This window comes from Dongia sp. (genome assembly GCF_041910485.1).
In the GTDB taxonomy this organism is placed as follows: Bacteria; Pseudomonadota; Alphaproteobacteria; order Dongiales; family Dongiaceae; genus Dongia.
The window spans coordinates 39446-65656 of record NZ_JAYRQR010000059.1; the positions used below are offsets into that span (position 1 = coordinate 39446).

General features: G+C 62.3%; 22 protein-coding genes. 6 read left to right on the forward strand and 16 right to left on the reverse strand.

The genetic code is table 11. The annotated features are described in order from the left end of the window. Window positions 1–56: 56 nt before the first annotated feature. From ACE3PP_RS19285 to ACE3PP_RS19330, 10 genes are all read right to left on the reverse strand, one after another. A complete protein-coding gene (locus ACE3PP_RS19285) occupies window positions 57–1391 on the reverse strand; it encodes an FMN-binding glutamate synthase family protein (RefSeq protein ID WP_374384910.1) in 1335 nt (444 codons plus the stop codon). A 14-nt stretch (window positions 1392–1405) separates the two neighbouring features. Further along, entirely contained in the window at window positions 1406–2089 is a 684-nt protein-coding gene (locus tag ACE3PP_RS19290; protein ID WP_374384911.1) for a protein glxC, read from the reverse strand. A 2-nt stretch (window positions 2090–2091) separates the two neighbouring features. After that, entirely contained in the window at window positions 2092–2991 is a 900-nt protein-coding gene (locus ACE3PP_RS19295; protein ID WP_374384912.1) for a glutamine amidotransferase family protein, read from the reverse strand. 144 nt (window positions 2992–3135) lie between these two features. Beyond that, complete coding sequence (locus tag ACE3PP_RS19300; RefSeq protein WP_374384913.1) at window positions 3136–3894, reverse strand: helix-turn-helix domain-containing protein; 759 nt, start codon at window positions 3892–3894, stop codon at window positions 3136–3138. 101 nt (window positions 3895–3995) lie between these two features. Beyond that, on the reverse strand, window positions 3996–4988 hold the full coding sequence (locus ACE3PP_RS19305; protein WP_374384914.1) for a GlxA family transcriptional regulator: 993 nt from the start codon (window positions 4986–4988) through the stop codon (window positions 3996–3998). Continuing rightward, window positions 4985–5719: a hypothetical protein gene (locus ACE3PP_RS19310; RefSeq protein ID WP_374384915.1), complete on the reverse strand. Its 735-nt coding sequence runs from the start codon at window positions 5717–5719 to the stop codon at window positions 4985–4987. Before ACE3PP_RS19310 ends, ACE3PP_RS19305 begins: the two co-directional genes overlap by 4 nt. A gap of 1 nt (window position 5720) precedes the next feature. Continuing rightward, window positions 5721–8639, reverse strand: coding sequence for a 2Fe-2S iron-sulfur cluster-binding protein (locus tag ACE3PP_RS19315; protein ID WP_374384916.1), 2919 nt, complete (start codon window positions 8637–8639; stop codon window positions 5721–5723). Beyond that, window positions 8640–8939 carry a sarcosine oxidase subunit delta gene (locus tag ACE3PP_RS19320; RefSeq protein ID WP_374384917.1) on the reverse strand — a complete coding sequence of 100 codons (300 nt, stop codon included), beginning with the start codon at window positions 8937–8939 and terminating at the stop codon, window positions 8640–8642. Between the two features lie 19 nt (window positions 8940–8958). Further along, entirely contained in the window at window positions 8959–10215 is a 1257-nt protein-coding gene (locus ACE3PP_RS19325) for an FAD-dependent oxidoreductase (protein WP_374384918.1), read from the reverse strand. Window positions 10216–10430: 215 nt separating this feature from the next. Further along, complete coding sequence (locus ACE3PP_RS19330; protein WP_374384919.1) at window positions 10431–11363, reverse strand: LysR substrate-binding domain-containing protein; 933 nt, start codon at window positions 11361–11363, stop codon at window positions 10431–10433. Window positions 11364–11544: 181 nt separating this feature from the next. Here ACE3PP_RS19330 and ACE3PP_RS19335 point away from each other — a divergent pair, with 181 nt between their 5' ends. After that, the gene (locus ACE3PP_RS19335; protein ID WP_374384920.1) at window positions 11545–12723 is read left to right on the forward strand and encodes an aromatic ring-hydroxylating dioxygenase subunit alpha; all 1179 of its coding nucleotides are present in this window, start codon (window positions 11545–11547) and stop codon (window positions 12721–12723) included. A gap of 409 nt (window positions 12724–13132) precedes the next feature. Further along, the gene (locus ACE3PP_RS19340) at window positions 13133–15694 is read left to right on the forward strand and encodes an autotransporter domain-containing protein (protein ID WP_374384921.1); all 2562 of its coding nucleotides are present in this window, start codon (window positions 13133–13135) and stop codon (window positions 15692–15694) included. A 101-nt stretch (window positions 15695–15795) separates the two neighbouring features. Here the strand turns inward: ACE3PP_RS19340 and ACE3PP_RS19345 are convergent, their stop codons facing one another. After that, entirely contained in the window at window positions 15796–16566 is a 771-nt protein-coding gene (locus ACE3PP_RS19345) for a DeoR/GlpR family DNA-binding transcription regulator (RefSeq protein ID WP_374384922.1), read from the reverse strand. Between the two features lie 126 nt (window positions 16567–16692). On the opposite strand from ACE3PP_RS19345, the gene ACE3PP_RS19350 reads away from it, so the two are divergent. Continuing rightward, a complete protein-coding gene (locus ACE3PP_RS19350) occupies window positions 16693–18393 on the forward strand; it encodes a glycosyltransferase family 4 protein (protein ID WP_374384923.1) in 1701 nt (566 codons plus the stop codon). Between the two features lie 146 nt (window positions 18394–18539). After that, window positions 18540–18908, forward strand: a complete 369-nt coding sequence (locus ACE3PP_RS19355; protein ID WP_374384924.1) for a hypothetical protein — start codon at window positions 18540–18542, stop codon at window positions 18906–18908. A gap of 12 nt (window positions 18909–18920) precedes the next feature. On the opposite strand, the gene ACE3PP_RS19360 is transcribed toward ACE3PP_RS19355, so the two are convergent. Together ACE3PP_RS19360 and bioB are read right to left on the reverse strand one after the other, a co-directional pair. Beyond that, entirely contained in the window at window positions 18921–20207 is a 1287-nt protein-coding gene (locus ACE3PP_RS19360) for an adenosylmethionine--8-amino-7-oxononanoate transaminase (protein WP_374384925.1), read from the reverse strand. Continuing rightward, window positions 20200–21195 (reverse strand): biotin synthase BioB, encoded by a 996-nt coding sequence (bioB, locus tag ACE3PP_RS19365; RefSeq protein WP_374384926.1) that lies wholly within the window; start codon window positions 21193–21195, stop codon window positions 20200–20202. The genes ACE3PP_RS19360 and bioB overlap by 8 nt, the downstream gene beginning before the upstream one ends. A gap of 119 nt (window positions 21196–21314) precedes the next feature. On the opposite strand from bioB, the gene bioD reads away from it, so the two are divergent. Then, a complete protein-coding gene (bioD, locus tag ACE3PP_RS19370) occupies window positions 21315–21986 on the forward strand; it encodes a dethiobiotin synthase (RefSeq protein WP_374384927.1) in 672 nt (223 codons plus the stop codon). Beyond that, the gene (locus tag ACE3PP_RS19375; protein ID WP_374384928.1) at window positions 21983–23200 is read left to right on the forward strand and encodes a flavin monoamine oxidase family protein; all 1218 of its coding nucleotides are present in this window, start codon (window positions 21983–21985) and stop codon (window positions 23198–23200) included. The genes bioD and ACE3PP_RS19375 overlap by 4 nt, the downstream gene beginning before the upstream one ends. On the opposite strand, the gene msrP is transcribed toward ACE3PP_RS19375, so the two are convergent. From msrP to ACE3PP_RS19390, 3 genes are all read right to left on the reverse strand, one after another. After that, entirely contained in the window at window positions 23194–24168 is a 975-nt protein-coding gene (gene msrP / locus ACE3PP_RS19380; protein ID WP_374384974.1) for a protein-methionine-sulfoxide reductase catalytic subunit MsrP, read from the reverse strand. The genes ACE3PP_RS19375 and msrP overlap by 7 nt on opposite strands. Window positions 24169–24300: 132 nt before the next feature. Continuing rightward, window positions 24301–24771: a Dps family protein gene (locus ACE3PP_RS19385; RefSeq protein ID WP_374384929.1), complete on the reverse strand. Its 471-nt coding sequence runs from the start codon at window positions 24769–24771 to the stop codon at window positions 24301–24303. Window positions 24772–24912: 141 nt separating this feature from the next. Continuing rightward, entirely contained in the window at window positions 24913–26115 is a 1203-nt protein-coding gene (locus ACE3PP_RS19390) for an aspartate transaminase (protein ID WP_374384930.1), read from the reverse strand. Between the last annotated feature and the right edge of the window lie 96 nt (window positions 26116–26211).

Below are 26211 nucleotides of genomic sequence, written 5' to 3' on the forward strand. Positions count from 1 at the left end.
TTGGTTCTTGCGGGCCGCCACGCGGGATGCGTGGACGGCCCGATATTCAGTTCGCCTCAGTACCGGTCCTTGCCCGGGATCCAGCTGGTCCCGGCCAAGGGCACGCCCGCCATCGCGGCCGACTCCACCGTGAGCGCCACGAGATCGTCGGGCTCGAGATTGTGGACATGGCTCTTACCGCAAGCGCGGGCGATGATCTGCGTTTCCATCGTCAGCACGGCGAGATAGTTGGCGAGGCGATGACCGGCCTTGACCGGGTCGAGGCGCGCGGCCAATGCCGGATCCTGCGTGGTGATACCGGCCGGATCCCTGCCTTCATGCCAATCGTCATAGGCGCCGGCCGTGGTGCCGAGGCGCTTGTATTCCTCCTCAAGGCTCGGCGCGTTGTCGCCGAGCGCGATGAGGGCTGCCGTACCGATGGCAACCGCATCGGCCCCAAGCGCCAGGCACTTTGCCACATCGGCACCGTTGCGGATGCCGCCGGAGACGATGAGCTGCACCTTCCGATGCATGTCGAGATCCTGCAGCGCCTGCACCGCCGGCCGAATGGCGGCGAGGATAGGCAAACCGACATGCTCGATGAAGACTTCTTGCGTCGCCGCCGTGCCGCCCTGCATGCCGTCGAGCACGACGACATCGGCGCCCGACTTCACGGCGAGCGCCGTGTCGTAATAGGGACGCGTCGCGCCGACCTTCACATAGATCGGCTTTTCCCAATTGGTGATCTCGCGCAGTTCCGTGATCTTGATGGCGAGATCGTCGGGGCCGGTCCAGTCCGGATGACGGCAGGCCGAACGCTGGTCGATGCCGACCGGCAGATTGCGCATCTTGGCGACGCGCTCGGTGATCTTTTGGCCGAGCAGCATGCCGCCGCCGCCAGGCTTGGCGCCTTGGCCGACAACGACTTCGATCGCATCGGCCTTGCGGAGATCATCCGGGTTCATGCCATAGCGCGAGGGTAGCAGCTGGTAGACGAGCTTGGTCGAATGGCCGCGCTCTTCCGGCGTCATGCCGCCGTCACCGGTCGTGGTGCTGGTGCCCATCGCCGTGGCACCGCGACCCAGGGCTTCCTTGGCGTTGCCGGAAAGCGCGCCGAAGCTCATGCCGGCAATGGTGACCGGAATTTTGAGTTCGATCGGCTTCTTGGCAAAGCGGGTGCCGAGGACGACGTCGGTGCCGCATTTCTCGCGATAGCCTTCGAGCGGATAGCGCGAGATCGAGGCGCCAAGGAACAGGAGGTCGTCGAAATGCGGGACCTTGCGCTTGGCACCGCCGCCGCGGATGTCGTAGATGCCGGTCGCGGCTGCGCGCTGGATCTGGGCGATCGCGTCACGATCGAAGGTCGAGGAGAAGCGGGGCGGCGTATAAAAGGGGCTGTGGTCGCTGGACATTCTCTCATTCCCTCTCAATACGCATCGACATTGTCGACATGGAAGTTGTAGAGGCTCCGCTTCGAGCCGTAGCGCTTGAACTTCTTCGGATCCGCGTCGATGCCGGCCTTCTTCAAGAGCCGGCTGAGCTTTTCGACATGGTGCGGCGTCATCTTCTTTTCGATGCAGTCCGAACCCAAGCTCTCGACCTTCCCCTGGACATAGAGCCGCGCCTCGTAGATCGAATCGCCAAGGCTGGCGCCGGCATCGCCGCAAACGACGAGTGAACCGCTCTGGGCCATGAAGGCGCTCATGGCGCCGACCGAACCCTTGACGACGATGTCGATGCCCTTCATCGAGATGCCGCAACGCGTACCCGCATCGCCTTCGATCACCAGGAGGCCGCCCTGGCCGGTGGCACCGGCCGCAGAGCTTGCCGTTCCTTTGACGCGGACTTCGCCGGACATCATGTTCTCGGCCACGCCGACACCGCACTGGCCGTGGATGACGACGGTCGCCTTTTGGTTCATGCCGGCAGCGTAATAACCGATATGGCCGTTGATATGGACCTCGATCGGCTGGGTGAGACCGACGGCGCAGGCATGTTCGCCGTGCAGGTTGTTCAAGTGCCAGACCTTCTCATTGGTGTCGGCCGGCAGGGATTGCAGCTTGGAATTGACGTCGCGCAGCGAAGTCTTGGTAAGGTCGAAGGCATTCATGATCAGTGCAGGCTCCAGCTATAGACCGTGGCGGGGGCCGGTTCCCAGATCTTCGCCTTCTCGACATTGGGGAGATAGGCAAGGCTGCGGAATTCGGAGGCCATCGCCACCCAATCGTCATTCTCAGCGAGGACCGCCGGCTTGCAGGCGATGCCGTCGCGCAAGACCGCAAACCCGTCCTTGGTGCCCATCGTGAAGGTGAAGAAACCGTCGAGATCGGCGAGACCCGCTTCGAGCGCTTCCTTCAAGGTAGCACCCTCGGCCAGGCGATGCGCGAAGTAGCGCGCCGCCACCTCCGAATCATTGTCGGTGTCGAATTCCTGACCCTGCTTGCGGAGCCACTTCCTGAGATTGTTGTGGTTCGAGAGCGAGCCGTTATGGACCAGGCACATGTCCGGGGCCGGCGTGAAGGGATGCGAATGCTCGGTCGTCACGGCGCTTTCGGTGGCCATGCGGGTATGGCCGATGGCGTGGCTGCCCTGCATGTGGGAAAGGCCGTATTTCTTGGCGACGTCGGCCGGAAGGCCCATGTCCTTATAGACTTCCATCAGTTTGCCGTAGCCCATGATGCGCACATCAGGATGGGCCGCCTTCACCCAGGCAACGACATCAGCCTCGTTCGTGTCGGCGGTGACCAGCGCGTGATTGCCGCGCTGCTCGACATCCACCTCGACATTGAGGGCCGCGCCCATGTCACCGGCGAGCTTGCGCCAGGGATAGGCCGTATCGGCGTTGAAAAGCGTGATCTTGCTGCGCTTGCCGCTCACCGGGCTGTGATAGACGGCGATGCCGGCGCTGTCCGGACCGCGGTCGGTCATGCCAATCAACATGGTCTCGAGATGTTTCCCGAGCGCCGGCTTCAGTGCCGGATTCTTGAGGAATAAGCCAACGATACCGCACATGGCGCATATCTCCCTTGGGGCCGGAAAAACGCGGCCTTCCGCCGCACTGGACCCAAGATAGCCCGCCCAATATCCCTGTCAAGGATAATGAAACTTTTTTTACTGTGAGGAAACTCTATTCATGGTACGCGCCGGATCGACCCATCACTCATTGTCCCGGGCATAGGTGATGATGGAGAGGAAGCGGATCGGCAGCTTGATGAGCTGCTCTGGCCCATGCGGCACGTCGGAATCGAAATAGAGGCTGTCGCCGGGCTTCATGTGATAGAGCTTGTCGCCGTGCCGGTAGCCGACTTCGCCTTGCAGAATATAGAGAAACTCGACCCCGTCATGCTGGAAGATGGGGAAGACGTCGGAATTCTCGGTGAGCGTCACCAGATAGGGTTCGACCGCGAGCCCCCGGCTGAAGCCGTGGCCGAGGAGCTGGTACTGGTGCCCCGCGCGCGTGCCGCGCCGCTCGATGGGCAAGCCTTGGCCCGCCTGCACGAAAGTGGCGGACCGCTCCTCTTCGAAACCCCGGAAAAACGATGTCACAGGCACCTGCAGCGCCTTGGAGAGTTCGTGGAGGGTCGCCAGCGACGGCGAGGTCTGGCCGTTCTCGATCTTGGAGAGCATGCCGGCCGACATGCCGGAAGCCTGCGAAAGCTGAGCCACGGTCATGTTGAGCTGGTGGCGGAAATTGCGCACCTCGCGCCCGATGGCGGCCTCGAGCGACCGGCCCTTGCCGCTGACATGATGCGGGTCCTGGCTTAAGGACGCGGCCTGCTTGGCCTGCTTGGGGGTGAGCTTGTCCGGCGCACCCAGAATCGAGGTGGTCGATTTGCCCCGGCGCGCGGTTTCCGGCCGCGCCGCCTTGTCGCCGCGCTTGCCACCCGCTTCCCGCTCGCCGCGCTCCCGCGCCATGATGCCATCCTGCCCAATTGTCCCCGGACCGACTCCGACGGTCGATGCCGGAGCATAGCGCCCAGGCCCGGCCGCGTCATGCCTCCTAAAGTCGCGGGGACCTACGCCGCCTGGCGGTCCTGGCGGGGGCTGACGGCGAATTGGCGGCGATAGGCCTTGGCGAAATGCGAGAGGGAGACGAAGCCGCAGGCGATGGCGATCTCGGCGACGCTGAGCTCGGTCTGGCGCAGCATGCGCCGCGCCCGCTGCAACCGCAGCTGGGCATGAAACTTGGCCGGCGTGCAGCCCAGATAGCGCTTCGACAGCCGCTCCAGCTGCCGCTGGCTGACCCCCAACTCGTCGGCGAGGCGGGCCGGTGAGACGGGTTCCTCGACTGTTGCCTCCATGCGCTGCACGGCCTTCTGCACCACCGTGTTGCGCACGGCCGCCCCGAGGAGAACCTGGCGCTGGCCTTCCGTCGCACCGCGAATGCCGCCATGAAGGAACTGGTCGGCAATCTGGCGCGCCAGTTCCCGCCCATGATGGCACTGGATCAGTTCCAGCATCATATCGAGGGCGGCCGTGGCGCCGGCACAGGTGAGAATGCGGCCGTCGACGACGAAGAGGTCGTTCAGCAGATCGACCTCCGGGAATGCCTCGCGGAACGAATCGGCATAGTCCCAGTGCACGGTGCAGCGCCGACCGGCGAGGAGACCTGCCCGGGCCAGCACGAAGCTGCCGGTCGAGACGGCGGCGATGGCAAGTCCCGCTCGGTGCAGCCGGCGCATCGTTGCTTCGACCGCCATGAAACGCTTCGTTTCAGCATGGCTCGCGGCACAGACGATCGCCATGTCATAGTCCGCCGGATCGAGATCGCTGACCGGGTTGCTCGCCACCTCGATGCCGCTGTTCGATTCGACGCCGCCCTGGCTGGTGCCGAACAGCTTCCACTCATAGAGCTTGCGGCCGGACATACGGTTGGCCGCGCGCGCCGGTTCAATGACCGAAGCGAAAGACATGAGTGCAAAGCCCGGCACCAGGATGATGGCGAGCCGGAACGGCGCCGACCCGATGGTGCGGGCGGCGGCGAAATCGGCGATTTCGCGTTCCGTCATTGCTCCAGATCACGGAGGGCCGTGAGACCCACCGGCCGAATGTCGAATTCCTTGCCGGCATCCATCAGGCACGACCACAGATATTCGGCCGAGGCGATGTCGCACAGAATGTGATAGGCCGCGTTGGCTCTGCCATCCGCAGCCTTGCGATCGGCGCGGATGATGACGGCGCTCATCTTGGCAACCGAGGTCTGCGCGATGGCGCCGTCGGCGAAGCGGTCGCGGCGCAGATCGACGCCGCACATCTTGGAGAACATGTCCGGCGCGAACTCACCCGCCAGCATGAACCAGGCATGGCTGTCCTGGCGCGGCAAGGGATAACCCTGGCTCGGCCGCGGCGCTGCTGCAGCCCATTGCCAGGCCCCATTGAGCTTGGTCGTAAGCGCGCCGGTTCCGGCAAGACTGTCGAGGAGAAAGATCTCGCTCGGCGCCAGGCGCGCGGCGAGTTCGCCGCCTGACTGGGCGTAAGCCTTGTTGCTGTCCGGACCGATGGCAAGACCTTGGGCGGTCAGCCATTCGACGGTGCCCTTCCCCTTGAAACCCGCATGCGGCAGGACCGACAGATCGGCCAAGGCGAGACGTCGCGCCGCCGCCAGTTCGACCGCGCGGGGGCTGCCGAAATTGAGCGGCACCGCGCCGCCGTTCACTTCGCCGAACTCGGCACCGAGCCGGGTGAGTTCCCGGTAGATGAAGCTGCGCCGCTTGCAGGCGGCCGGATTGATCGCGTTCATCTCACATCTCCTGCCGCTTGTTCTCAGGATCATAGAACGGGTACTTGGTCACGACACCGGTGATGCGCCTACCGCCCTGCACCTTGATGCTGAATTCCGTCCCGGGTGCCGCATCGTCGCCGTGGACGTAAGCGAGGCCCACGACCTTGCCGAGGCTCGGCGATTTCACCGCCGAGGTGACGCGGCCGACGATTTCCTCGCCCTTCAGCACCAGATGACATTCCTCGGGGCAAGGGTCGCCGCCATTCTTGAGCGTGAAACCCACAAGTTTGCGGTTGAGCTTCATCTTCGACATGATTTCAGTCGAGCGGCCGCCGACAAAGAACGGCTTGGTCTTGGCCAGCGCCCAGGGCATGTCTGCTTCCCACACATTGGTGAGGCCGTCCGTATCCTGGCTGACGATAATGTGGCCCTTTTCGAGACGCAGCACGCGCTGTGCCTCGACACCGAAGGGGCGAATGCCTTCCGGTTTGCCGGCTTCCATCAACGCATCCCAAAGCGCCTCACCATAGCTCGCCGGCACGTGGATTTCGTAACCCAGCTCGCCGACGAAGCCGACGCGCATCAGGCGCGCGGGGATGCCGGCCACCGTCCCCATCTTGACGCCCATATAAGGGAAACCTTCGGGCGACAGGTCGATATCGGTGCAGACCTTCTGCAGGACGGCACGCGATTTCGGACCGGCAATGTTGACACCGCAGAGGGCCGCCGTGACATTGGCGACATCGACGTCGAGCCGCCATTGCGCATTCCAGAACAGCATCTGGCGATAGACCGCATCTACGCCGCTGGTGGTCGCCGTCACGTAGAAATGCTCGTCATGAAACCGGCAGGCGACGCCGTCATCGGTGATGACGCCGGAATTATCTGTCATCAGCACATAGCGCGAGCGGCCGACCGGCTGCTTGGTGTAGCTGAACGTGTACATGCGGTTGAGGAATTCGGCGGCATCCGGCCCGCGCACGTCGAGGCCGCCCAGGGTCGAGACGTCGATGAGGCCGACATTCTCGCGCACGGCTTTCACTTCCGCTTCAATGGCCGTCGTGCGGTCCGATTTGGCACCGTAATAGCCCGGGCGCCACCAGACACCGGCCGGCATCATCTGCGCGCCCAGTTCCAGGTGCCGGTGATGCATGGCCGTGCGGCGTTCCGGGTCGAACACGCGACCCGCGAGATGGCCGAATTTTTCCGGCGTATAGGGCGGACGCTGCGTGGTGACGCTCATGCCGGCGATATCGACGCCGGTTTCACGCGACACGATGCGCACCGAGGTCACGGCGGAATGGCGCCCTTGGCTCGGTCCCATGCCGACGGTCGAATAGCGCTTCAGCAATTCGACGTTGTCGTAGCCGTCGGCAATGCCGTTGACGAGGTCGTGATATTTGAGGTCCTCGTCGAAATCGACGAAATCGAAGCCGCGATCGTGCGGGAAAATGGGCCAGGGATGCGTGCGACCGACATTGCCCTTTTCGGCGATGGGCGCCGGCACGGATGCTACGTTGAGCCCCGCATCCTTGGCAGCGGCGAGACCGGCGCGCTTGCCGTCGGCGATGACCGCCTGAAGATCATAGACATTGTTGACCGAGCCTGCGGCATGGACCTTGGCCGGCAGATCGACCGGCTGGAACATGTGCGACTGGCGACAATAGCCGAACTTGGTGCCGGCATGATGCAGCAACTGCCCGGCCGGGCTGAAACCCACCGACATCAGGATGAGATCGCAAGCAACCGACTTGCCGCCCACCCCCAACTTGCCTTCGCCCACGACCGGTGCCAGGACGGCGCCCGAAATATGCGTCTTGCTGGCATAGAGAGCCTCGGCAATACCGTGACCGGCATGAATCTCGACCCCCAGCGCACGCACAGCGGCAACCAGAGGCGTCGCCGGAATATCGGCGCGGAGATCGGCAATGGCCGCCACCTTGACGCCGGCGTCGACGAGGTCGAGGGCCGCGCCATAGGCATCGTCGTTGGCGGCGAGGATCACGGCCTGGCGGCCGGGCCGCACGCCATAGAGGCGGATCAACCGCTGCGCGGCGGATGCCATCATCACGCCGGGCAGATCGTTATTGCGGAAGACCGAAGGCTGCTCGATCGACCCGGTCGCGACCACGATCGACTTGGCGCGCAGCTTGTAGAAGCGGTTGCCCTTGATGAGCGGAATCCAATTGTCCGAGAAGAGGCCGGAGCAGATGGTGCCGGTCATCAGGCTGACGCCCTTGGCGCCGGAAAGAAGGCGCTGATAGTCCGCCAGCAGCCGTTCGCCCTGAGCACCCGCCGCATCGAAGCGCGCGTAGGAGAGTGAGCCGCCGAGACTTGCATTCTCTTCGATGAGGATCACCTCGGCACCGGCCTCGGCCGCAGCTTGCGCCGCGGCAAGGCCCGCCGGTCCTGCGCCGATCACGGCGACATCGGCAAAGAGATATTGCTTGTCGTAATAGCTTTCATGGAAGTCGGCCTTGGGATCGATGGCGCCCAGGCCCGTCATGGCACGGACGATCGGTTCCCAGAACGACCAGGACTGCTTCTTCTCGTGAAAGGTCTTGTAATAGAAGCCGACGGGCAGGAAGCGATGTACCATTTCGACGACGCGCGCCATGTCGCTGTCGAAGGAACCGAAATAGTTCTGTGCCTTGACGGTGAGCCCATTCTGCGCCGGGTATTTGTCGGCCAGGCAATTGGGTTCCTGCGGCAGCTGCACCAGCGTGTTGGCATCCTGCCCCGCCATCGTCAATACACCGCGCGGACGGTGATATTTGAACGAGCGCGAAATCATCCACTGATCGTTGGCACAAAGAGCCGAGGCGATCGTGTCGCCCTTGAAGCCGGTGATGGTGCGTCCCTCGAAATCGAAGGTGACGCTTTCGCTGCGATCGAGCAGGCGCCCAAAGGGTGCGGGCAGGCGATTTTGTCCGCTCATTTACTTCTTCTCCGCAACTTTGGGCGCGAACTCGACGCGGGTGTTGAACAATTCCGTCGCCGGATAGGTCCTGATGATCTCATCCGTGATGTTGTTGCGCTCGGCGATGAACCAAAAGGAGGTCGGCACGTGGCACCACCATTCGCGCACGATGCCGGCTTCATTGGCTTCCAGGAACAGCCACTCGGCCCATTCCTTGTCGCTGACATTGGCGGGGTCGGGCATCGGCTTCACTTCGCCGCCCCAGGCGAATTCGCTGATGTTGCGCGGGCCGTTCAAGGGGCAGTTCATGACTTTCATAGCGTCTCTCCCTTGCCCTTCAGTGACCGACCGAAGCCGCACCTTTTTCGCCGACCTGCTGGTAGTCGACGAAACGGTCCAGATAGAACGGCTTGATGAGGTCGTGGGGTGAATCGTTGGCGATGGTATGGGCCATGGTCATGCCGCAGACCGGTGTCGCCTTGAAGCCCCAGGTGCCCCAGCCACTGTCGATGTAATAGTTCTTCACCGGCGTCAGCCCCATGACCGGGCTGAAGTCCGGCGTCATGTCCGTCATGCCGGCCCATTGCCGCATCACCTTCACCTCGCCCAGCATGGGGAGAAGCTCCAGCATGTGGCCGAGCAATCCTTCCTTGAAATCGAGCGTCGAGCGGGTGCCGTAGAGGCCATAGGGATCCGTCGAGCCACCCATTACCAATTCGCCGCGCGAGCTTTGGCTGACATAGACGTGGAGCGAGCCCGACACGATGATCTGGTCGAGGAAGGGTTTGAGCGGCACGCTGACACAGGCCTGCAGCGGAATGGTGCGGATCGGCAGTTTGAAGCCGGCCATCTTGGCAACGACCGAAGTGTTGCCGGCCACGGCCTGCATCACCCGGTTGGCATAGACGGTGCCACGCGGCGTCTCGACCCCCTTGATGGTGCCGTTTTCGACGATGAGGCCCGTCACCGGCGTCTGCTGGTGAATCTCGACGCCATATTTGGCAGCCCCCCGCGCATAGGCCCAGGCCACCGCATCGTGCCGCGCGATCGATCCCGGCGGGTGATAGAGCGCCCCCATGATCGGGTAGCGCACATGGTCCGACATGTTGAGATGCGGGCAGAGCTTGGCGATCTCGTCCGGGTAGATGAGTTCGGAATTGACGCCCAATTGCTTGTTCACCTCGGCACGCCAGCGGCTGGTGCGCATGGCGGCATCGGTATGGGCGAGCGTGAAATGCCCGCGCTCGGAATAGAGGATGTTGAAATCGAGGTCCTGCGAAAAATCGCGATAGAGCTTCAGCGACTGCTCGTAGAAGCGCACACCTTCCGGCGTCAGATAATTGGAACGAATGATCGCCGTGTTGCGCGCCGTGTTGCCGCCGGCGAGATAGCCCCGCTCCAGGATGCAGACATTGGTGATGCCGTGGGTGTGGGCGAGGTAGTAGGCGCAAGCGAGCGCATGGCCGCCACCGCCGATGATCACCACGTCATAGGATTTCTTGAGGTCCTGCTGCTTCGGGATGAAGCGCTCGGCCGGGTATTTCTTGCGGAAGCCGTAACGCAGGATCTTCAATGGAACAAAGGCCGGGATCATGAGGAAAGCCTCGCAAGCTGAACAATGCCAGCAAGGCTATCCCAGCCGGTTTTGCATCATTGTCAAATATCGACAGCAGATGATGAAAAATCGTCAATACAATAGCATGAATTAGAATTGTTATTTTTCAATTAGTTATGACACATTTTCGCTGCACCTGCGAAATCCTATGCGCGACTACACGTCGACCTTTGACGGAAAACCGACGGATCCCTTCAGGGCAAAGGTGTTGCCTCGCTTTCGCGGGCGCAATCGAGCAGCCACTTCCTGAGCAGAGTCGTCGCTGTGCGCGGCCGGGCACCGATGGGTTCGACCAGATGGAAAGCGAAGTCCGTCACCATCACCTCGTCAACCGGACGAACGAGGCGCTTGTCATGCAGAAACTCGTCAACGAAATAGCGCCAGCCGAGGCCCATGCCCTCACCGGCAATCGCCGCCTGGATCAGCAACGGATAGGAGTTGAAGCGAATCCGTGCCGAGGGGAGCTTCGGCCGGTCGGGCAGGCTCTGCGCCCAATCTTCCCAGGAGAGCCAGCGTGGATCGGCCGATTCATATTCGAGGAGCGGGATCGACCGGAAATCCTCGGCACTCAGCGGCAGTTTCTTGCCCTTGAGCAGCGCCGGGCTAACCACCGGAAACATCTCGCCGCCGAACATGCGCGTGGCATTGAGGGCCGGCCAATGGCCGTCACCATAACGGATCGCCATGTCGATCCGCTCCTCGGCGAGATCGCCCAAGGCATCGGAGGAAATGAGCCGGAGATCGATACTGGGATTGGCCGAACGGAAAGCCGGCAGGCGCGGCATGACCCAGAAGGTCGAGAATCCCAGGCTGGCACCGAGGGTCACACTGCGGCGCCCCTGCTGCTGGCGCAAGGTCGAGGCGGTATCCGCAATCGATGTGAGGCCCGACGTCACGGCACGGTAGAGAATGTCCCCTTCCGGCGTCAGGCGCATGCCGCGCCGCGACCGCGAAAAAAGCAGCACCCCGAGATCGCCTTCCAATTGTTGGATCTGCCGACTAATCGCGGCCTGGGTGAGGCCCAGTTCCCGGCCGGCAGCGGTGAAGCTCTCCAGGCGGCCGGCCGCCTCGAAGGCGACGAGGGAATTGAGGGGCGGTAATGAGCGACGCAGCGTGGGACGAGCCATTTGCCAATTCCATGAGCAGAAACTCAATCCTCTATACTTCAGCCTTGCCCTTGCATAAAGCCCGCGCATGGCGGTGGCCGCGACATGAGCCCATGTCATGCCATGATCACGCAGTGCCGGATTTACAATCCCCGGCGGCGGCGTCATCAAAGCGGGCAGACAATCACCGGGAGCCTTTGTCGTGGAAAGCGCCAGCATTGCCAGCCGCCTGCCCTTCGATCCGGCCGCCATTGCGCGCGTGCTGCAGCCGATCGAAACCGCCCGCGGCCTCCCCAACGAAGCCTATGTGAGTGAGGCCTTCCGTACCTTCGAACGCGACCGGGTCATCGCCAAAACCTGGTTCTGCGTCGGTTTCGGGCGTGACGTGCGGGAGCCCGGCGATGCCTTTCCGACCGATGTCCTGGGCCTGCCGCTGCTGATGGTGCGCCGTCCCGATGGGTCGATCGGCGTCTTTCACAATGTCTGCTCGCATCGCGGTGCGCAGATCCTGACCGAACCCTGCAACGTGGCCAAGCGCCTGCGTTGCCCCTATCACGCCTGGCTCTATGACCTTGACGGCAAGCTCATCGCGACGCCGCATATCGGCGGCCCGAAGACCAGCGAAACGCCGGGCTTCGACAAGAGCGAACATGGGTTGAAACCGGTTCGCTTTGCGCTCTTCTGGGACATGGTCTTCGTCAATCTGAGCGGTGACGCCGAACCGTTCGAGACCTTCATCAAGCCGCTCACCGAGCGCTGGGGCGATTTCGACATGAGCCGCATTCGCCATCCCGGCGCCGTCGGCAGCCTGAAGCTCGACGTCAATTGCAACTGGAAGCTCGCGGTCGAGAATTATTGCGAGGCCTACCACCTGCCCTCGATCCATCCCGGCCTCAACTCCTATTCGCGGCTCGAGGACCATTACAATATCGAAGTCGAAGATCATTTCTCCGGCCAAGGCAGCCACGCCTACACGCCATTGCTGGTGAAGGACGGGCCGGGCCTGCCGCAATTCCCCGATCTGCCCGCGAAGTGGGACAAGGCCGCGGAATATGCCTCGCTCTTCCCCAATGTTCTGTTGGGTATCCATCGCGATCACTACTTTGCGATCCGCCTGGAGCCGATCTCGCTCGGCCAAACACGTGAGCATCTGGAGATCTATTACGTCGGAGATGGCTCGGTCGACACCACCTACGATGCGACCAAGGCCGCGAATCTCCAGGCCTGGAAGACCGTCTTCGCCGAAGACGTCGATGTCGTCGAGCGCATGCAGCGCGGGCGGCAATCGCCCGCCTATGATGGCGGCGTCTTCTCGCCGGCCATGGACGGTCCCACGCATTGCTTTCATCGCTGGCTGGCAAAGAGACTGCTCGTCGCGTAAAGCGCTCCCAATCCAATGCGCGGCATGCGCGGAACTGGAGACGCCTGAACCCAAACCATCCCGCCAGCTTTGCCTGAAGAATGTGCCGTCGGCTCATTCTTCAGTTCGGCCTCGATGCGCCAGTATATTATGTGGACTTACCACATAATAAATCCATTTCTACACCATTAATCCCGAATACTGCAGAAAATGGACTAGATACAGTATCTATAGTGTTGATTTACACACATTTTATGTTGCATGCTCCACACTAAGTCAGTAAGCAAAGGCCCCTATCCATCCGGCCGCGAGGTCGAGTCAAGGAGCCTTCTTCATGGATGTTTGCGGTCCCGCATGGCGCTCACGCCAATCGTTGCGCTTGCGATTGCACTCGCGATCGCCCTTGACGTTTGTCTCTGCGGCGGGGCTCGTGGCCCTGATAGCCGCTCTTCCAGCAGGGTCGGCTCGCGCCGATTGCACGACGCCGACGACGAATGGACAGGTCGTCATTTGCACGGGCAGCGATACGGATGCCTTCAGTTCAAACTACGACGGCCTCTTCATCAAGGTGCTGAAAGGCGCCAGCGTAACGGGTCCGTTTTGGGGCATCAATATAGGTGGCGACAATGTCGACATCGTCGTCAACGGCTCGGTCACGGATGGATCCGGCCCCTTCAATGCCATCGGCTCGAATGGGCAATACACCAATGTCATCCTGAAAAATGGCGCGTTAGTGCAGGCCTTGCACAACAACACGACCGGCATTCGCCTGCAGGGGGCAAACGGGCAAGTCACCATGAAAGACCAAGCCCATGTCCTTACCAATGGCACGAATACGGTCGGGGTTCTGGTCAATAGCGTAGACGATGCCAAGATAGCGCTGAGGGACAAGTCCAGCATCTCCGCCAACGGCGCCGCGGCGGCCGGCATCCTCACCTCCGGCGAGCGAACGCAAATCGATATCAATGATCAAGGCCATATCTCAGCCAATGGTGCGGATGCCGCAGGCATTTGGTTGAAGGGCAATTATGGCGTCGTCAATATCAATGACGATGGGTCGATCACAGCCAACGGCAACGCCGTGGGTGTTGCAATCGAAGGCGACGCCAACGAGCTCTTGCTCAATGACCACAGCCGCATCCAGGTCGACAGCGCGACAGGCAACGGCATTTCCATCCTGGGCGCCAGCAGCAACGGCGTCACGATCGGCAAGGACGCTGTCATCCAGACCACGGGCAGCAATACGCGCGGCATTTCCATAGGCAGTGGCTCCACGCAGAACTCCATCACCAATTATGGGCTGATAGATTCGGTCGATTCGGCAATCGTCGACTCGAATGGAGTCGCCATCGTCACCAACAGCGGCACGATCATCAGCAAGAATGCCGTGGCGATCAAATTGGGCGGAGGAGATGATGTTCTCAGCCTCAAGACCGGATCTCAGATTGTCGGCGATGTCGATGGCGGCGCGGGATCTGACAGTCTGCAACTTGGTGGCTCCGGCACGGAGGATGCCGATTTCCTGAACTTCGAATATCTGATGGTGGGCTATCCTGTTTCCTTCAACGCGGTCGAGCATTGGACGCTTGCAGGGAACAGTGCGTTTGCCACTGCCGCCAATCTCTATTCAGGACTGCTATCGGTCAACGGAACCATCACGACCCCAATCGTCAATGTGGACGATATCGCTGCCCTCGGCGGCAATGGCAGGATCGTCGGCAACGTCACCAGCGCCGGCAAGATCGCCCCCGGCAATTCAGTGGGCACCCTGACAATCGTCGGTGCGGTCACACAGAACGGTGGCGGCTTCGAAGCCGAGTTCGACGAAAACGGCGTCGATTTGCTCACCGCCACCGGCAATGTCACGCTGACGAACAGCCCGGCACTCAATGTGAAAGCGCTTGGTGGCGCCGGCGGTGCCAATGGCACGATCATCCATTCGGACACGTCGATCACAGGAAGCCTGGCGGCGCCCAAGTACGAAGGCAACGGTGCGGCGACGCTGCTGCAGAATACCAATGACATCACGCTCCTCGCCGTCGACGGGACACCACTGGTCGCCAGCAACTACGCCACTCTGGAATCGGGCCTGGACTTCCTTTCCACCGTCGCCGGACAACAGATCGAACATCGCAGCGCTTGCCTTGACAATACCTGCGCAGTCGAGGGCGGTCGCCGCCTCTGGGGCAATGCCTACGGCCGCTTCGGCAGCGAAAGCGCTGATGACGGCAATCTCCCCTTTGAGTACCGCACCGCCGGTACCGCCCTTGGTGGCGATATCGACATTGCGGACGGTTTCACCCTTGGCGGTGCCCTGGGTTACGGCAACACGATGGCCAAACCCGGCGAGGGTGGTGCAAGGACCGATGCCGATGAGGAGCTTCTCGCCATCTATGGCAATTACGAAGCCGGCAGCTTCTTCATGAGTGGCTTTCTCAATGCCGGCCTGCAGCAGTTCGACATCTCTCGCGAAGTCTCGACCAATGGCGGCACCGATACGGCTCGCGCCGAGACCGATGGCTGGCTGGCTGGCGGCGGCGTGCAGGCGGGGATGAAGCTCGACTTTCCCGGCGGCTGGCGATTGACGCCCAGCGCCGGCGCGCTCTATCAGCATCAATCAGTCAACGGTTATCAGGAGAAGGGTGCCGGCGAGGGCAATGTCTCGTTCGGCCGCCAGACAAGCGACGCTTTGCGCCTGCAGGCGCAGCTGGATGTCGCGCGCACTTTGCCCTTCGAGGACGTCACCCTCATCCCCTATCTGCAATTGGGCGCCCTGGGACAGATGAATTTCGGTGACGATGTGCCCGGCAGCTTCGCCAACGGCACCGATTTCGCGATCGCCTTGCAGGACGACCATTCGGGGGCCGTCATACTCGGCGCCGGCATGGATTTCGAATTCATGAACGGTGTCAGCGCCACTGTCGGCTACCGTGCCGAACACGCCTCCGAAACCGATCACATGCTGCGCGCCGGGATCAGCGTCAAATGGTGAGCCGGAGAATGCCGGAAACCAAGCACTGGCATCTCGAAGGTGGAGGATCGGAATGGGCGGAAAGGCCGCCGTCCGTCCCGGCCAAGCTGGCTCAGTTCGGATCAGGAAATGAGATGGACGCCGGCCTGTTCGAGTGCGATAGCCAGATCCCCTTCCGGGGGACGGTCGCTGATCATGATGTCGAAATCGGTCAGCGGACAGGCCGTGACCAGGCTGGTCTGATCGAACTTGCTGTGATCGAGCAGGACGACGCGCTTCTTGGCCCGCGACAGCATGGTGCATTTCACGGCGGCGATGCCGGTATGACTCTCCTGCAGGCCCGCGCTGGTGATACCGGTCGAGCCCACAAAGGCCGTGGTTGCGTTGTAGCGCTCGAGAAAGTCTTCCGCCTCGGTCCCCACGACGCTGCCTTCGCGCGCATCGAGAATGCCCGGGCACATATGCACCTGGATGGCGTTGTTTCGCGCCAGCACCAGAGCCACTTCCAGGCTGCTGGTGATGACGGACAGGTCCCGCGCACCGCTGGCCAGCGCCTCGGCCAGATGCATCACGGTCGAGCCCGTCTCGAGAATGAGTACATCGCCCGGTGCCACCAGCTTTGCAGCATGTTCGGCGATGGCGTGGCGTTCGGCACGGAACGCATTGTGACGGTCGCGCCAATTGGGTTCATGAAGAACGGGCTTCGCCACGGCGCCGCCGAAGGTTCGGCTGACGGCGCCCTCATTGCCAAGCTCGGCAAGGTCGCGGCGGATGGTTTCGCCGGAAACACCCAATTCCTCGGCCAGTTCGCGCACCCGCACGGCGGCGTTGATTTGTAGCGCCTCCAAGATGCGCTTGTGGCGCTTGACCTTGTTCCGGGCACTCCGCCCCATGATCATCCCTCGAGTCTGAAGGGGCGGATCATGGCATTCTTCCTGTGACAGCGCCAAGTCCCCGGGGGATAGATACAGAAATAATATCTTTTGGCCTCCCGGCAGGGCCTCGCTATGCTCCGCCGCATGAACGACGCCACCGCGAAAACCCCGGCCAACGCCGCCATCTTCTATCAGCCCGAAGGCTATGACACGAGCCGGCAGAAGCTGATGGGGCGGCACGCCGCCGGCGAAGGGTTCCTGAAAGGCTTTCTGCGCTGGAGCGGGGTCGACACGCTTTATTGCTATGCGGCGACGAAAGAGTTCGGCGGGCATTTCCAGCGCCTGGTCGGCAGCTTCGGCAATAAGCGGCCTGTGCGTTGGCTCGATGAGCGCGATGCCGCCTCGCCCAAAGGTCCGGGCACACTCTATCTGCCGGACCCGAGTCTGGCCGCTGCCGCGTGGCGCCGCCGCGCCGTCGGGCAGCGCCTTTATTCGATCACAGGTATCACGCACACAACCGCGTCGGCCGGCGCGATGGATTGGATCACCGGGCTGCTCTCGGCGCCGGTACAGAATTGGGACGCCCTCATCTGTACGTCGTCGGTCGTGCGGGACACGATCGACTTGGTGCTCAATGAGCAGGCCGACTATCTGCGGACCCGCCTCGGTGCCACGCGCTTTACCCGGCCGCAACTCCCGATCATACCTCTTGGCGTCGATACCGAAGCGTTTGCACCGGATGAGGCCAAGCGCGCAGCAGCGCGTGCCGCACTGGGGCTGGGTGCCGATGACGTCGCCATCCTTTTCGTCGGTCGCCTGTCCTTCCACGCCAAGGCGCATCCCTTGCCCATGTATCTGGGCCTCGAACGCGCCGCCCAGGCCCTGGCCAAAAGCGGGTCGCGGAAAATTCACCTCATCCAGGCCGGCTGGTTCGCCAACGATTTCATCGACAACGCCTTCCGCAGCGGGGCCGCGCAATTCTGCCCCAGCGTGCGCGCCCATTTCCTCGACGGCCGCAAGAGCGATCTGCGCAACCAGGCCTGGGCCGCCGCCGATCTCTTCACCTCGCTCTCCGACAATTTCCAGGAAACGTTCGGCCTCACCCCCATCGAAGCGATGGCGGCCGGTCTTCCCGGCGTGGTCAGCGACTGGAACGGCTACAAGGACACGGTCCGCGACGGCATTGACGGCTTCCGCGTGCCGACGTTGATGCCGCGCGCCGGTCTTGGCGCCGATCTTGCCGACCGGCATGCGGCCGGGATCGACACCTACGATCTCTATTGCGGGTTCTCCAGCCAGTTCGTCGCCATCGATCCCAATGCCGTCGCGAAGACCTATCTGAAACTGATTGAAGACGGGGACCTGCGGCGCAAGATGGGGGCGGCGGCGCGTGCCCGTGCCGTCGACACTTTCGATTGGCGCGTCGTCGTCCAACGCTATCAGGCGCTGTGGACGGAGCTGGCCGAATTGCGCAAAGCGGCGGATGAAAGCGCCGCGCGCCAGGCCGGTGAAGCTGCCAATCCGGCGCGATTGGATCCCTTCGTCAGCTTTACGAGCTATCCCAGCGAAATCCTGAGCGAGCAACATGTCATTGCGGCAACCCCCGGCGCTGACGGCGCGCGACTCCAAACCCTGTTGCAGTCGCCGCTGATCTCGTTTGTGAAACCGGTGGTACCTGAACTGGATGACTGCGCACGGATCCTTGCTGACTTGCAACGCCGTGGCCCCATGAGTGTCGGCGACCTGCTGGCCGACGCGCCCGATTCCCGTCGCGACCGTATCGAACGCGGCCTCGTCTGGCTGGCAAAACTTGGCCTCGTACAGATACGCACACCCCGTTCCTGAAGCCGCGCGAGTGCCCCGGCATTTGCCGAAAATGCTACCGACCCGGGCTGAAATGTGTGCGGCCAGTCACTGGTCTGCGCACTTCCTCTCGCAATTGGCGCTGGCGCTCCATATCCCCGCTTGTGGACCAACAGAGGACGCGCCACATGTCGAACGGAACACGCTTCACCCTTGGCAACATTCTCAAGTTCGGACTCGTGCTGGGCATCGCACTCGGCACCGCACCGGCAGCCAAGGCAGGCATCGCAATCGTGAATCTGAGTTCAGCGCAGTTCGTGTCGAACTGCCAAAGAATGGGTGGCACCCTTTCGCGGCCGGAAGCCGGTGGGCTTTCCTGCAAGCTGCCAAGCGGAACGGTGGTAAGCTGTTCGTTCAACGGCGACGGCTCTGCCTTCTGCAATTGGACGAGCCGACTTGCTGCCATCGAATCGCGCGATCTCCTGGGCAGCAAGCTCGAGAGCCAAACAGGCCAGCCGCCGAAAGTGGCGGTACCGGACAGCAACACCTTGAACTGAACGCCGACGCCCCTAAGCCCGCTCGCGCGACCACAGCGCCATCACATCCGTGATGGCGCTGGTGAGCTGGTGTAAATCCTGCTCATTGATCACGAAGGGCGGCGCCAGATAGACAATGTTGCCGAAGGGTCGGATCCAAACGCCACGCTTCAGGAAATGCGGCCTGAGCCACGCCCCCTCACCGGCCCGGTCAAGCTCAACGACGCCGATCGCGCCTTTGACACGCACGTCGACGACACCTTTGAGGCCGCGGCAGGGCTCAAGCTCGGCACGCATCTGCCGTTCAATCGCTGCCACCTGCTGAAGGCGCGGCTCGCGCTCGAACAAATCGAGCGATGCATTGGCGGCGGCACAGGCCAGCGGGTTGCCCATATAGGTCGGGCCGTGCATCAGCGCCGTTTCGTGCCGGTCCGAGAGAAAGGCGTCGAACACGTGCCGACGCGCGATCGTCGCTGCGAGCGGCAGCGTTCCACCGGAAAGCGCCTTCGACACGGTCATGATGTCCGGAACGATCTCCGCCTGCTCGCCGGCAAACATCGTGCCCAACCGGCCAAAGCCGGTCATGATCTCATCCAGGATCAGCAGATGCCCGTGCCGGTCGGTTGCCTGCCGCAGATAGCGCAGGACCGAGGCATCGTGGAATTTCATGCCGCCGGCACCCTGCACCAGCGGCTCAAGAATGACGCCGGCAATTTCATGCCCGCGCGCGGCGAATAGCGCGTCGAAGGCCACTTCGCCGGCTGCGTCACGCGGCAGGTCGACGACGATCTGCTCCGGCAGATAGCCCTTGAAATGACCATGCATGCCTTCGTCCGGATCGCAGACCGACATGCAGGCCATCGTGTCGCCATGATAGCCGTGACGAAAACTGACGAAACGCGTGCGTCCGGTCTTGCCGCGATTGATCCAATACTGGATCGCCATCTTCATCGCGACCTCGACCGAGACCGAGCCGGATTCCGAAAAGAAGATGTGGTCGAGATCGCCCGGCGTCATTTTGGCAAGGCGCGCGGCAAGGCGCATCGCCGGCTCGTTGGCCAGTCCCCCCAGCATCACATGCGGCAGTTTTTCAAGCTGTGCCGCAACACAGTCGCGGATATGCGGATGATTGTAGCCGTGCGCCTGGGTCCACCAGGAAGCGATACCGTCGATGAGGCTTGTTCCGTCGGCAAGATGGAGACGCACCCCTTCCGACCGAACGACCGGCAGCGGCAGCGGCGCGGTCTGCATCTGCGCATAGGGAAGCCACAGATGCTTTGCCCCAATCTGCAGCCAATCGGGCTGCAATGGATCAGGCATGATGCGTGTGCGGCGGCATGGGCTTCAGGCCCAGCTTGTCGAACAGCGCCTCATCCTTGGGATGTGTCGGGTTGGCGGTGGTGAGGAGCTTCGGCCCGCAGAAGATCGAATTGGCACCGGCCAGAAAGGCCAGAGCCTGAATCTCGTCACTCATGGTCTCACGCCCGGCGGAGAGGCGCACCATCGAGGCCGGCATCACGATCCGCGCTACCGCAATCGTGCGGACGAATTCCAGCGGTTCTAGCTTGTCCGTTCCATGAAGCGGCGTCCCCTTCACCTGGACCAGCATGTTGATCGGCACCGATTCCGGATGCTGTTCCATGTTGGCAAGCGTCACCAGCATGGCGGCGCGGTCGCGCCGGCCTTCACCGAGGCCGACGATGCCGCCGCAGCAAACCTTCATGCCGGCATCGCGCACATGCTGCAATGTATCGAACCGGTCCTGCATGGTGCGCGTCGTGATGATGTCGCCATAATATTCGGGCGAGGTATCGATATTGTGGTTGTAATAGTCGAGCCCAGCATCGGCGAGACGGCCCGCTTGCGGCTCGGTCAACATGCCGAGCGTCATGCAGGTCTCGAGTCCCAGATCCTTGACGCCCTTGACGATGTCGCAGATCGCATCGACATCGCGGTCCTTGAGCTCCCGCCACGCGGCACCCATGCAATAGCGCGAAGCACCGCCATCCTTCGCGGCCTTCGCGGCGGCGATCACCTTGTCGACCTGCATCAGCTTATCGGCTTCGACGCCGGTCTGGTACTGTGCGGCCTGCGGACAATAGGCGCAATCCTCGGCACACCCGCCGGTCTTGATGGAAAGCAAGGTCGACATCTGCACTTCATTGGCATCGAAGCGCTGCCGGTGCACGCTTTGGGCGCGGAAAATGAGATCGTTGAACGGCAGCGCGAACAGCGCTTCCACTTCCTCGACCGACCAATCATGGCGCAGGTCTTGATTGCCGATACCGCGGCCGCCTGGATTGTCCATGGGTGTCTCAACCTTTCCCGCTTAACCTTAATCGGGGCGGACGCTAAGCTCGCCGCCCCGGGGTGTCAAGCAAGGGCGGCCCACCCGAGGCAAGTTGAACAAGCGAACAAGAATGCAAGATGACTGGCTATTTCGTCACTGCGACCGGCACCGATATCGGCAAGACCTATGTCAGCGCTAACTTGCTGCACCATTGGCGCCGGGAACAGCGTCCTGTCGCGGCGCTGAAGCCTGTGATGAGCGGCTTCGACCCTAACGCCATCGGTGCCAGCGATGCCGGGCAGTTGCTCCTCGCGATGGATGCGCCGACGGATGCGGGTGGGCTCAATCTCATCTCGCCCTGGCGTTTTGCCGCCCCCCTCTCGCCCGACATGGCGGCAGCGCGTGAGGGCAAAACCATCCCTTATGACAAACTGGTCGCGACGTGCCGGTCCGTCGCCGGCATGATGCCGGAGGATGGCCGGCTCATCATCGAAGGTGTCGGTGGCGTCTTCGTGCCGATCGACGATAGTCATACCGTCATGGATTGGATGCGGGATCTCGGCCTCCCGATCCTGCTGGTGGCCGGTTCCTATCTGGGAACGATCAGCCACACGCTGTCGGCGCTTGCCGCCATGAAGCTCCACAGGCTGGCACCCCATGCCATCATCATCAATGAATCGCCCCTGAGCCCCGTGCCGGTCGCCGAGACGATTGACGTCCTGCAGCGTCATGCCCCGGGTCAACGGATTCTGCTGCTCAATCGCAACGCTTCCCATGCTGACGTCGCAGTGCTTGCAGGTCAGTTGTGAATCCGATCGTCATCATTGGCGCCGGTGCTGCCGGAATCGCCGCCGCCCGGCGCCTTCAGGAATTGGAACGTCCCTATGTTCTGGTTGAGGCAAAGGCGTTCACCGGCGGGCGCTGCGTCACCGACCGGGCGACCTTCGGTTCGCCGGTCGATCTCGGCGCACATTGGTTTCATTCGCCGGCCTTCAATCCGCTCGTCCCCTTGGCGGACCGTCTTGGCGTTCGCTATGCGGCCGAGGCGCTGCGCGGCAGATATCATCGCGACGGCAGCTGGTTGACTGATGCCGATCAGACGGCATGCGAAAACTATCTTGAGGCGGCCTTCGACCGGATCGCGGCCTTTGCCGGAGACGTCGCGATCAAGGACCTGTTCCCGGACCCGACATCGCCCTGGCACGACGCGTTCCTGGCGGAACTGCGCGCCAAACAAGGCGTCACGGTCGAGGAATCCTCAAGCCGCGATTTTGCCCGCTATGTTTGGAAAGGCGACGATCTGCCCGTCACCGGTGGATTTGGGACCCTACTCGCCAAGCTCGCCGACGGCCTCAACATCCGCACGGCGACACCGGTCAGCCGCGTCGACTGGTCCGGGCGGAATATCCGCATCACGACGCCGGTCGGTACGATAGACGCCGATCGGATCATTCTGGCGATATCGACTGCCGTCCTGCGGGAGGGCATCGATTTCCACCCTTCCCTGCCCGATTGGAAGCAGCGCGCCATAGACGACCTGCCGCTGGGGTCCTGCAACAAGGTCGCATTGCGCTTCACCGTGCCGGTCTTCGGGGATTGTCCGGCGAGCCTGGTTTTACCCCTGCGTGGCGCCCACGAAGCCGTCGAGTTCGTCCTGCGTGAAAGCGAAGCCGAGATTGCGACCTGTCTCATCAACGGACCCTTCGCCAAGGAATTGGCCGCAGAAGGCGCCGCTGCCATGACGGATTATGCGCTCGCCCGTTTGGCCGACATGTTTGGCAGCGGGATCAAGAAATGGGTTTCACCCCAACAGGTGATCGCCGATTGGGATCATGACCCTTTCATCCGCGGCTGCTATGCCGCGGCGCGGATCGGCCATGCCGACGCACGCGCCGAGCTTGCGATCCCTATCGATGAGCGTCTTTTCTTCGCCGGGGAAGCTTGCTCCGTGACCTATATGGGCGATGTTCACGGCGCTTGGCTTACGGGGACAGCGGCTGCCGAAGCAGCCGCCGCTCAGTAGAAATAGGTCCGGTCATTGAGATCGGGATAGAGGCTGGCGACGAAATCGCCATAGCCGTTGAAGATTTGCGTCGGCACGCGGTCGCCCGAGCCCAGCACGCGCTCGGAATCCTGGCTCCAGCGTGGGTGCGGGAAGGCGGGATTCACGTTGGCGTAGAAGCCGTATTCGCTGCCCTGCAGCGCCTGCCACAGGCCCATCGGCTGCTCATCGGTGAAGGTGATGCGCTGGATGCCCTTGGCCGATTTGAAACCGTATTTCCACGGCAACGCCAAGCGGAAGGGAGCGCCGCTCTGCTTGGGAAGCGGCTTCCCGTAGATGCCGGTCGCGACGAAGGCAAGATCGTTCGTCGCCTCTTCGATCGTGAGACCCTCGATATAGGGCCAGGGGTAAAGCGGGTCGGATTGGCCCGGCGCGACGTCGGCATTCATGAAGGTCTCGAAGCGCAGGAATTTGGCGCCCGCCTGCGGCTCCACCATCTTCACCAGGGCGCTCAAGGGAAAGCCGCTCCACGGCACCGCCATGGACCAGGCTTCGACGCAACGATGGCGATAGGTGCGTTCCTCGAGCGGCATCGCCCTCAGCAGCGCGTCGATATCGAAGGTCTGCGGCTTTGCCACCATCCCATCGACGGTGATGGTCCAGGGCCGGATCGGCAGCGCCTGCGCTGCCTCCCAGATATTCTTCGACGTGCCGAATTCATAGTAATTGTTGTAGGTGGTCGCATCCGCTTCGGCCGTCAGGTCGCGGTCGAGCGTGTATTTGGGATTGCGCTGCACCGGATAGAGGCCGGCCGAGGGATCGGGCGTCGCATCGCCTTCGGCCGCCGCCTTCTTCTCGCAGGCAAGCAGGGCCGGGGCGAAGATGGCACCGGCGGCACCCGCGAGGAACCGGCGCCGGTTGCGAAAGACGCTTTCGGGCGTCAGGGCCGATGCCGCAATTTCCCAGCCGCGCTTCTTGGCAATCCACATACTCGTCTCCATCGCTTCTCTAGCGAGTGATACGTCGGCTCCGCCGGATAGATTACAGCCCTTTCGGCCCGGAATAGAAACGGCGCGGGGAAGATGATCCCCGCGCCGCTCTAACCAATTGAAATTACGCGCTTACTTGCTGAGGAGCGCGCGCAGCATCCAGGCATTCTTTTCGTGGATCTGCATCCGTTGGGTGAGGAGGTCGGCCGTCGGCTCGTCGCCCGCCTTGTCCGCCGCCGGGAAGACCGAGCGCGCGGTCTTCACCACCGATTCCTGGCCCGCCACCAATTGCTTGATCATGTCCTCGGCGGAAGGCACGCCCTGTTCTTCCTTGATCGAGGAAAGCTTGGAATAAGCGGCGTAGGAGCCCGGCGCCGGATAGCCGAGGGCGCGGATACGTTCGGCAACCAGATCGACCGCCAAGGCCAGTTCCGTGTACTGCGTCTCGAACATGAGATGCAGGGTGTTGAACATCGGGCCTTCAACGTTCCAATGGAAATTGTGGGTCTTCAGATAGAGCGTGTAAGTGTCGGCGAGGAGGCGCGACAGGCCATCGGCGATGGCTTTGCGGTCTTTCTTGGAGATGCCGATATCGATATCCATGATTGCCACCCTAATTGGTTACTTCGGCTCTAAACTTGAGCCTAAACCATGACAATCGCAAGAGATGTCGGCCCGCCGGGACGTGAAAATTGTCGCAGCCGGTAATCGACGGAGTCGATCACCGGCCGGACTTTGGCGTGCTTACTTCAATTTCTCGCAGGCGCGGATGATGCGCGTGCAGGCATCTTTGAGGGCCTCGGTCGAGGTGGCGTAGGAGATGCGGAAATGGGGGGAAAGGCCGAAGGCCGACCCCTGCACCGCCGCCACACCTTCGGCTTCCAGCAGATAGGTCACGAAATCGTCGTCGGTCGCGATCTTCTTGCCCTCGGGCGTCGTCTTGCCGATGACGCCGGCACAGGACGGATAAACGTAGAACGCCCCTTCCGGCTTGTGGCAGTGGAGGCCCGGCGCCTTGTTCAGCATCTCGACCACCATGTCGCGGCGTTCCTTGAACGACACGTTGTGCTTGGCGATGAAATCCTGCGGGCCATTGAGCGCCTCGACCGCCGCCGCCTGGCTGATGGATGACGGGTTCGAGGTCGATTGCGACTGGATCTTCGCAATCGCCTTGATGAGGTTGGCCGGACCGCCCGCATAGCCGATGCGCCAGCCGGTCATGCAATAGCTCTTCGAGACGCCGTTCATGGTCAGCGTGCGGTCATAGAGCTTCGGCTCGACCTCGGCGATCGTCGCGAACTTGAAATTGTCATAGACGAGATGCTCGTACATGTCGTCGGTCAGCACCCAGACATGCGGGTGCTTCAACAGCACGTCAGCGAGCGCCTTCAGTTCCTTGGCGGTATAGGCGGCACCGGTCGGGTTGCTGGGCGAATTGAGGATCAGCCACTTGGTCTTGGGCGTGATCGCGGCTTCGAGCATTTCCGGCTGCAGCTTGAACTGATGGTTCTGGCCGCACTCGACCGCGACTGGCGTGCCTTCCGCGAGATGCACGATGTCCGGATAGGAAACCCAATAGGGCGCCGGGATGATCACTTCATCGCCCGGGTTCACGGTTGCGACCAGCGCGTTGTAGAGCACCTGCTTGCCGCCGGTCCCCACCGTGATCTGGTCGATCTTGTAGTCGAGATTGTTCTCGCGCTTGAACTTGGCGATGATTGCCTTCTTCAGCGCGTCTGTGCCGTCGACATTCGTGTACTTCGTGTCACCCGAATTGATCGCCTTGATCGCCGCCTGCTTGATGTTCTCCGGCGTATCGAAATCCGGCTCCCCGGCGCCGAGGCCGATGATGTCGCGGCCCTGCGCCTTGAGCTCACGCGCCTTCATGGTCACGGCGATCGTGGGTGAGGGTTTGATACGGTCGAGACGGTCGGCGAGGAAAGCCATGATTAGAGTCACCTTTTGGGGGGGGGAAATCGGGCCGGAAGATAGCCCCCACCCCCCTGTCAGGCAACCCAAAATGCCCCTATTTCAGTGCAAGGC

What these genes read in the sequence shown, in the direction of transcription:
- ACE3PP_RS19285 (WP_374384910.1), bottom strand. Translation starts at nt 1,391, where the DNA reads ATGTCCAGCGACCACAGCCCCTTTTATACGCCGCCCCGCTTCTCCTCG.
- ACE3PP_RS19290 (WP_374384911.1), bottom strand. Translation starts at nt 2,089, where the DNA reads ATGAATGCCTTCGACCTTACCAAGACTTCGCTGCGCGACGTCAATTCC.
- ACE3PP_RS19295 (WP_374384912.1), bottom strand. Translation starts at nt 2,991, where the DNA reads ATGTGCGGTATCGTTGGCTTATTCCTCAAGAATCCGGCACTGAAGCCG.
- ACE3PP_RS19300 (WP_374384913.1), bottom strand. Translation starts at nt 3,894, where the DNA reads ATGGCGCGGGAGCGCGGCGAGCGGGAAGCGGGTGGCAAGCGCGGCGAC.
- ACE3PP_RS19305 (WP_374384914.1), bottom strand. Translation starts at nt 4,988, where the DNA reads ATGACGGAACGCGAAATCGCCGATTTCGCCGCCGCCCGCACCATCGGG.
- ACE3PP_RS19310 (WP_374384915.1), bottom strand. Translation starts at nt 5,719, where the DNA reads ATGAACGCGATCAATCCGGCCGCCTGCAAGCGGCGCAGCTTCATCTAC.
- ACE3PP_RS19315 (WP_374384916.1), bottom strand. Translation starts at nt 8,639, where the DNA reads ATGAGCGGACAAAATCGCCTGCCCGCACCCTTTGGGCGCCTGCTCGAT.
- ACE3PP_RS19320 (WP_374384917.1), bottom strand. Translation starts at nt 8,939, where the DNA reads ATGAAAGTCATGAACTGCCCCTTGAACGGCCCGCGCAACATCAGCGAA.
- ACE3PP_RS19325 (WP_374384918.1), bottom strand. Translation starts at nt 10,215, where the DNA reads ATGATCCCGGCCTTTGTTCCATTGAAGATCCTGCGTTACGGCTTCCGC.
- ACE3PP_RS19330 (WP_374384919.1), bottom strand. Translation starts at nt 11,363, where the DNA reads ATGGCTCGTCCCACGCTGCGTCGCTCATTACCGCCCCTCAATTCCCTC.
- ACE3PP_RS19345 (WP_374384922.1), bottom strand. Translation starts at nt 16,566, where the DNA reads ATGGGGCGGAGTGCCCGGAACAAGGTCAAGCGCCACAAGCGCATCTTG.
- ACE3PP_RS19350 (WP_374384923.1), top strand. Translation starts at nt 16,693, where the DNA reads ATGAACGACGCCACCGCGAAAACCCCGGCCAACGCCGCCATCTTCTAT.
- ACE3PP_RS19355 (WP_374384924.1), top strand. Translation starts at nt 18,540, where the DNA reads ATGTCGAACGGAACACGCTTCACCCTTGGCAACATTCTCAAGTTCGGA.
- ACE3PP_RS19360 (WP_374384925.1), bottom strand. Translation starts at nt 20,207, where the DNA reads ATGCCTGATCCATTGCAGCCCGATTGGCTGCAGATTGGGGCAAAGCAT.
- bioB (WP_374384926.1), bottom strand. Translation starts at nt 21,195, where the DNA reads ATGGACAATCCAGGCGGCCGCGGTATCGGCAATCAAGACCTGCGCCAT.
- bioD (WP_374384927.1), top strand. Translation starts at nt 21,315, where the DNA reads ATGACTGGCTATTTCGTCACTGCGACCGGCACCGATATCGGCAAGACC.
- msrP (WP_374384974.1), bottom strand. Translation starts at nt 24,168, where the DNA reads ATGTGGATTGCCAAGAAGCGCGGCTGGGAAATTGCGGCATCGGCCCTG.
- ACE3PP_RS19385 (WP_374384929.1), bottom strand. Translation starts at nt 24,771, where the DNA reads ATGGATATCGATATCGGCATCTCCAAGAAAGACCGCAAAGCCATCGCC.
- ACE3PP_RS19390 (WP_374384930.1), bottom strand. Translation starts at nt 26,115, where the DNA reads ATGGCTTTCCTCGCCGACCGTCTCGACCGTATCAAACCCTCACCCACG.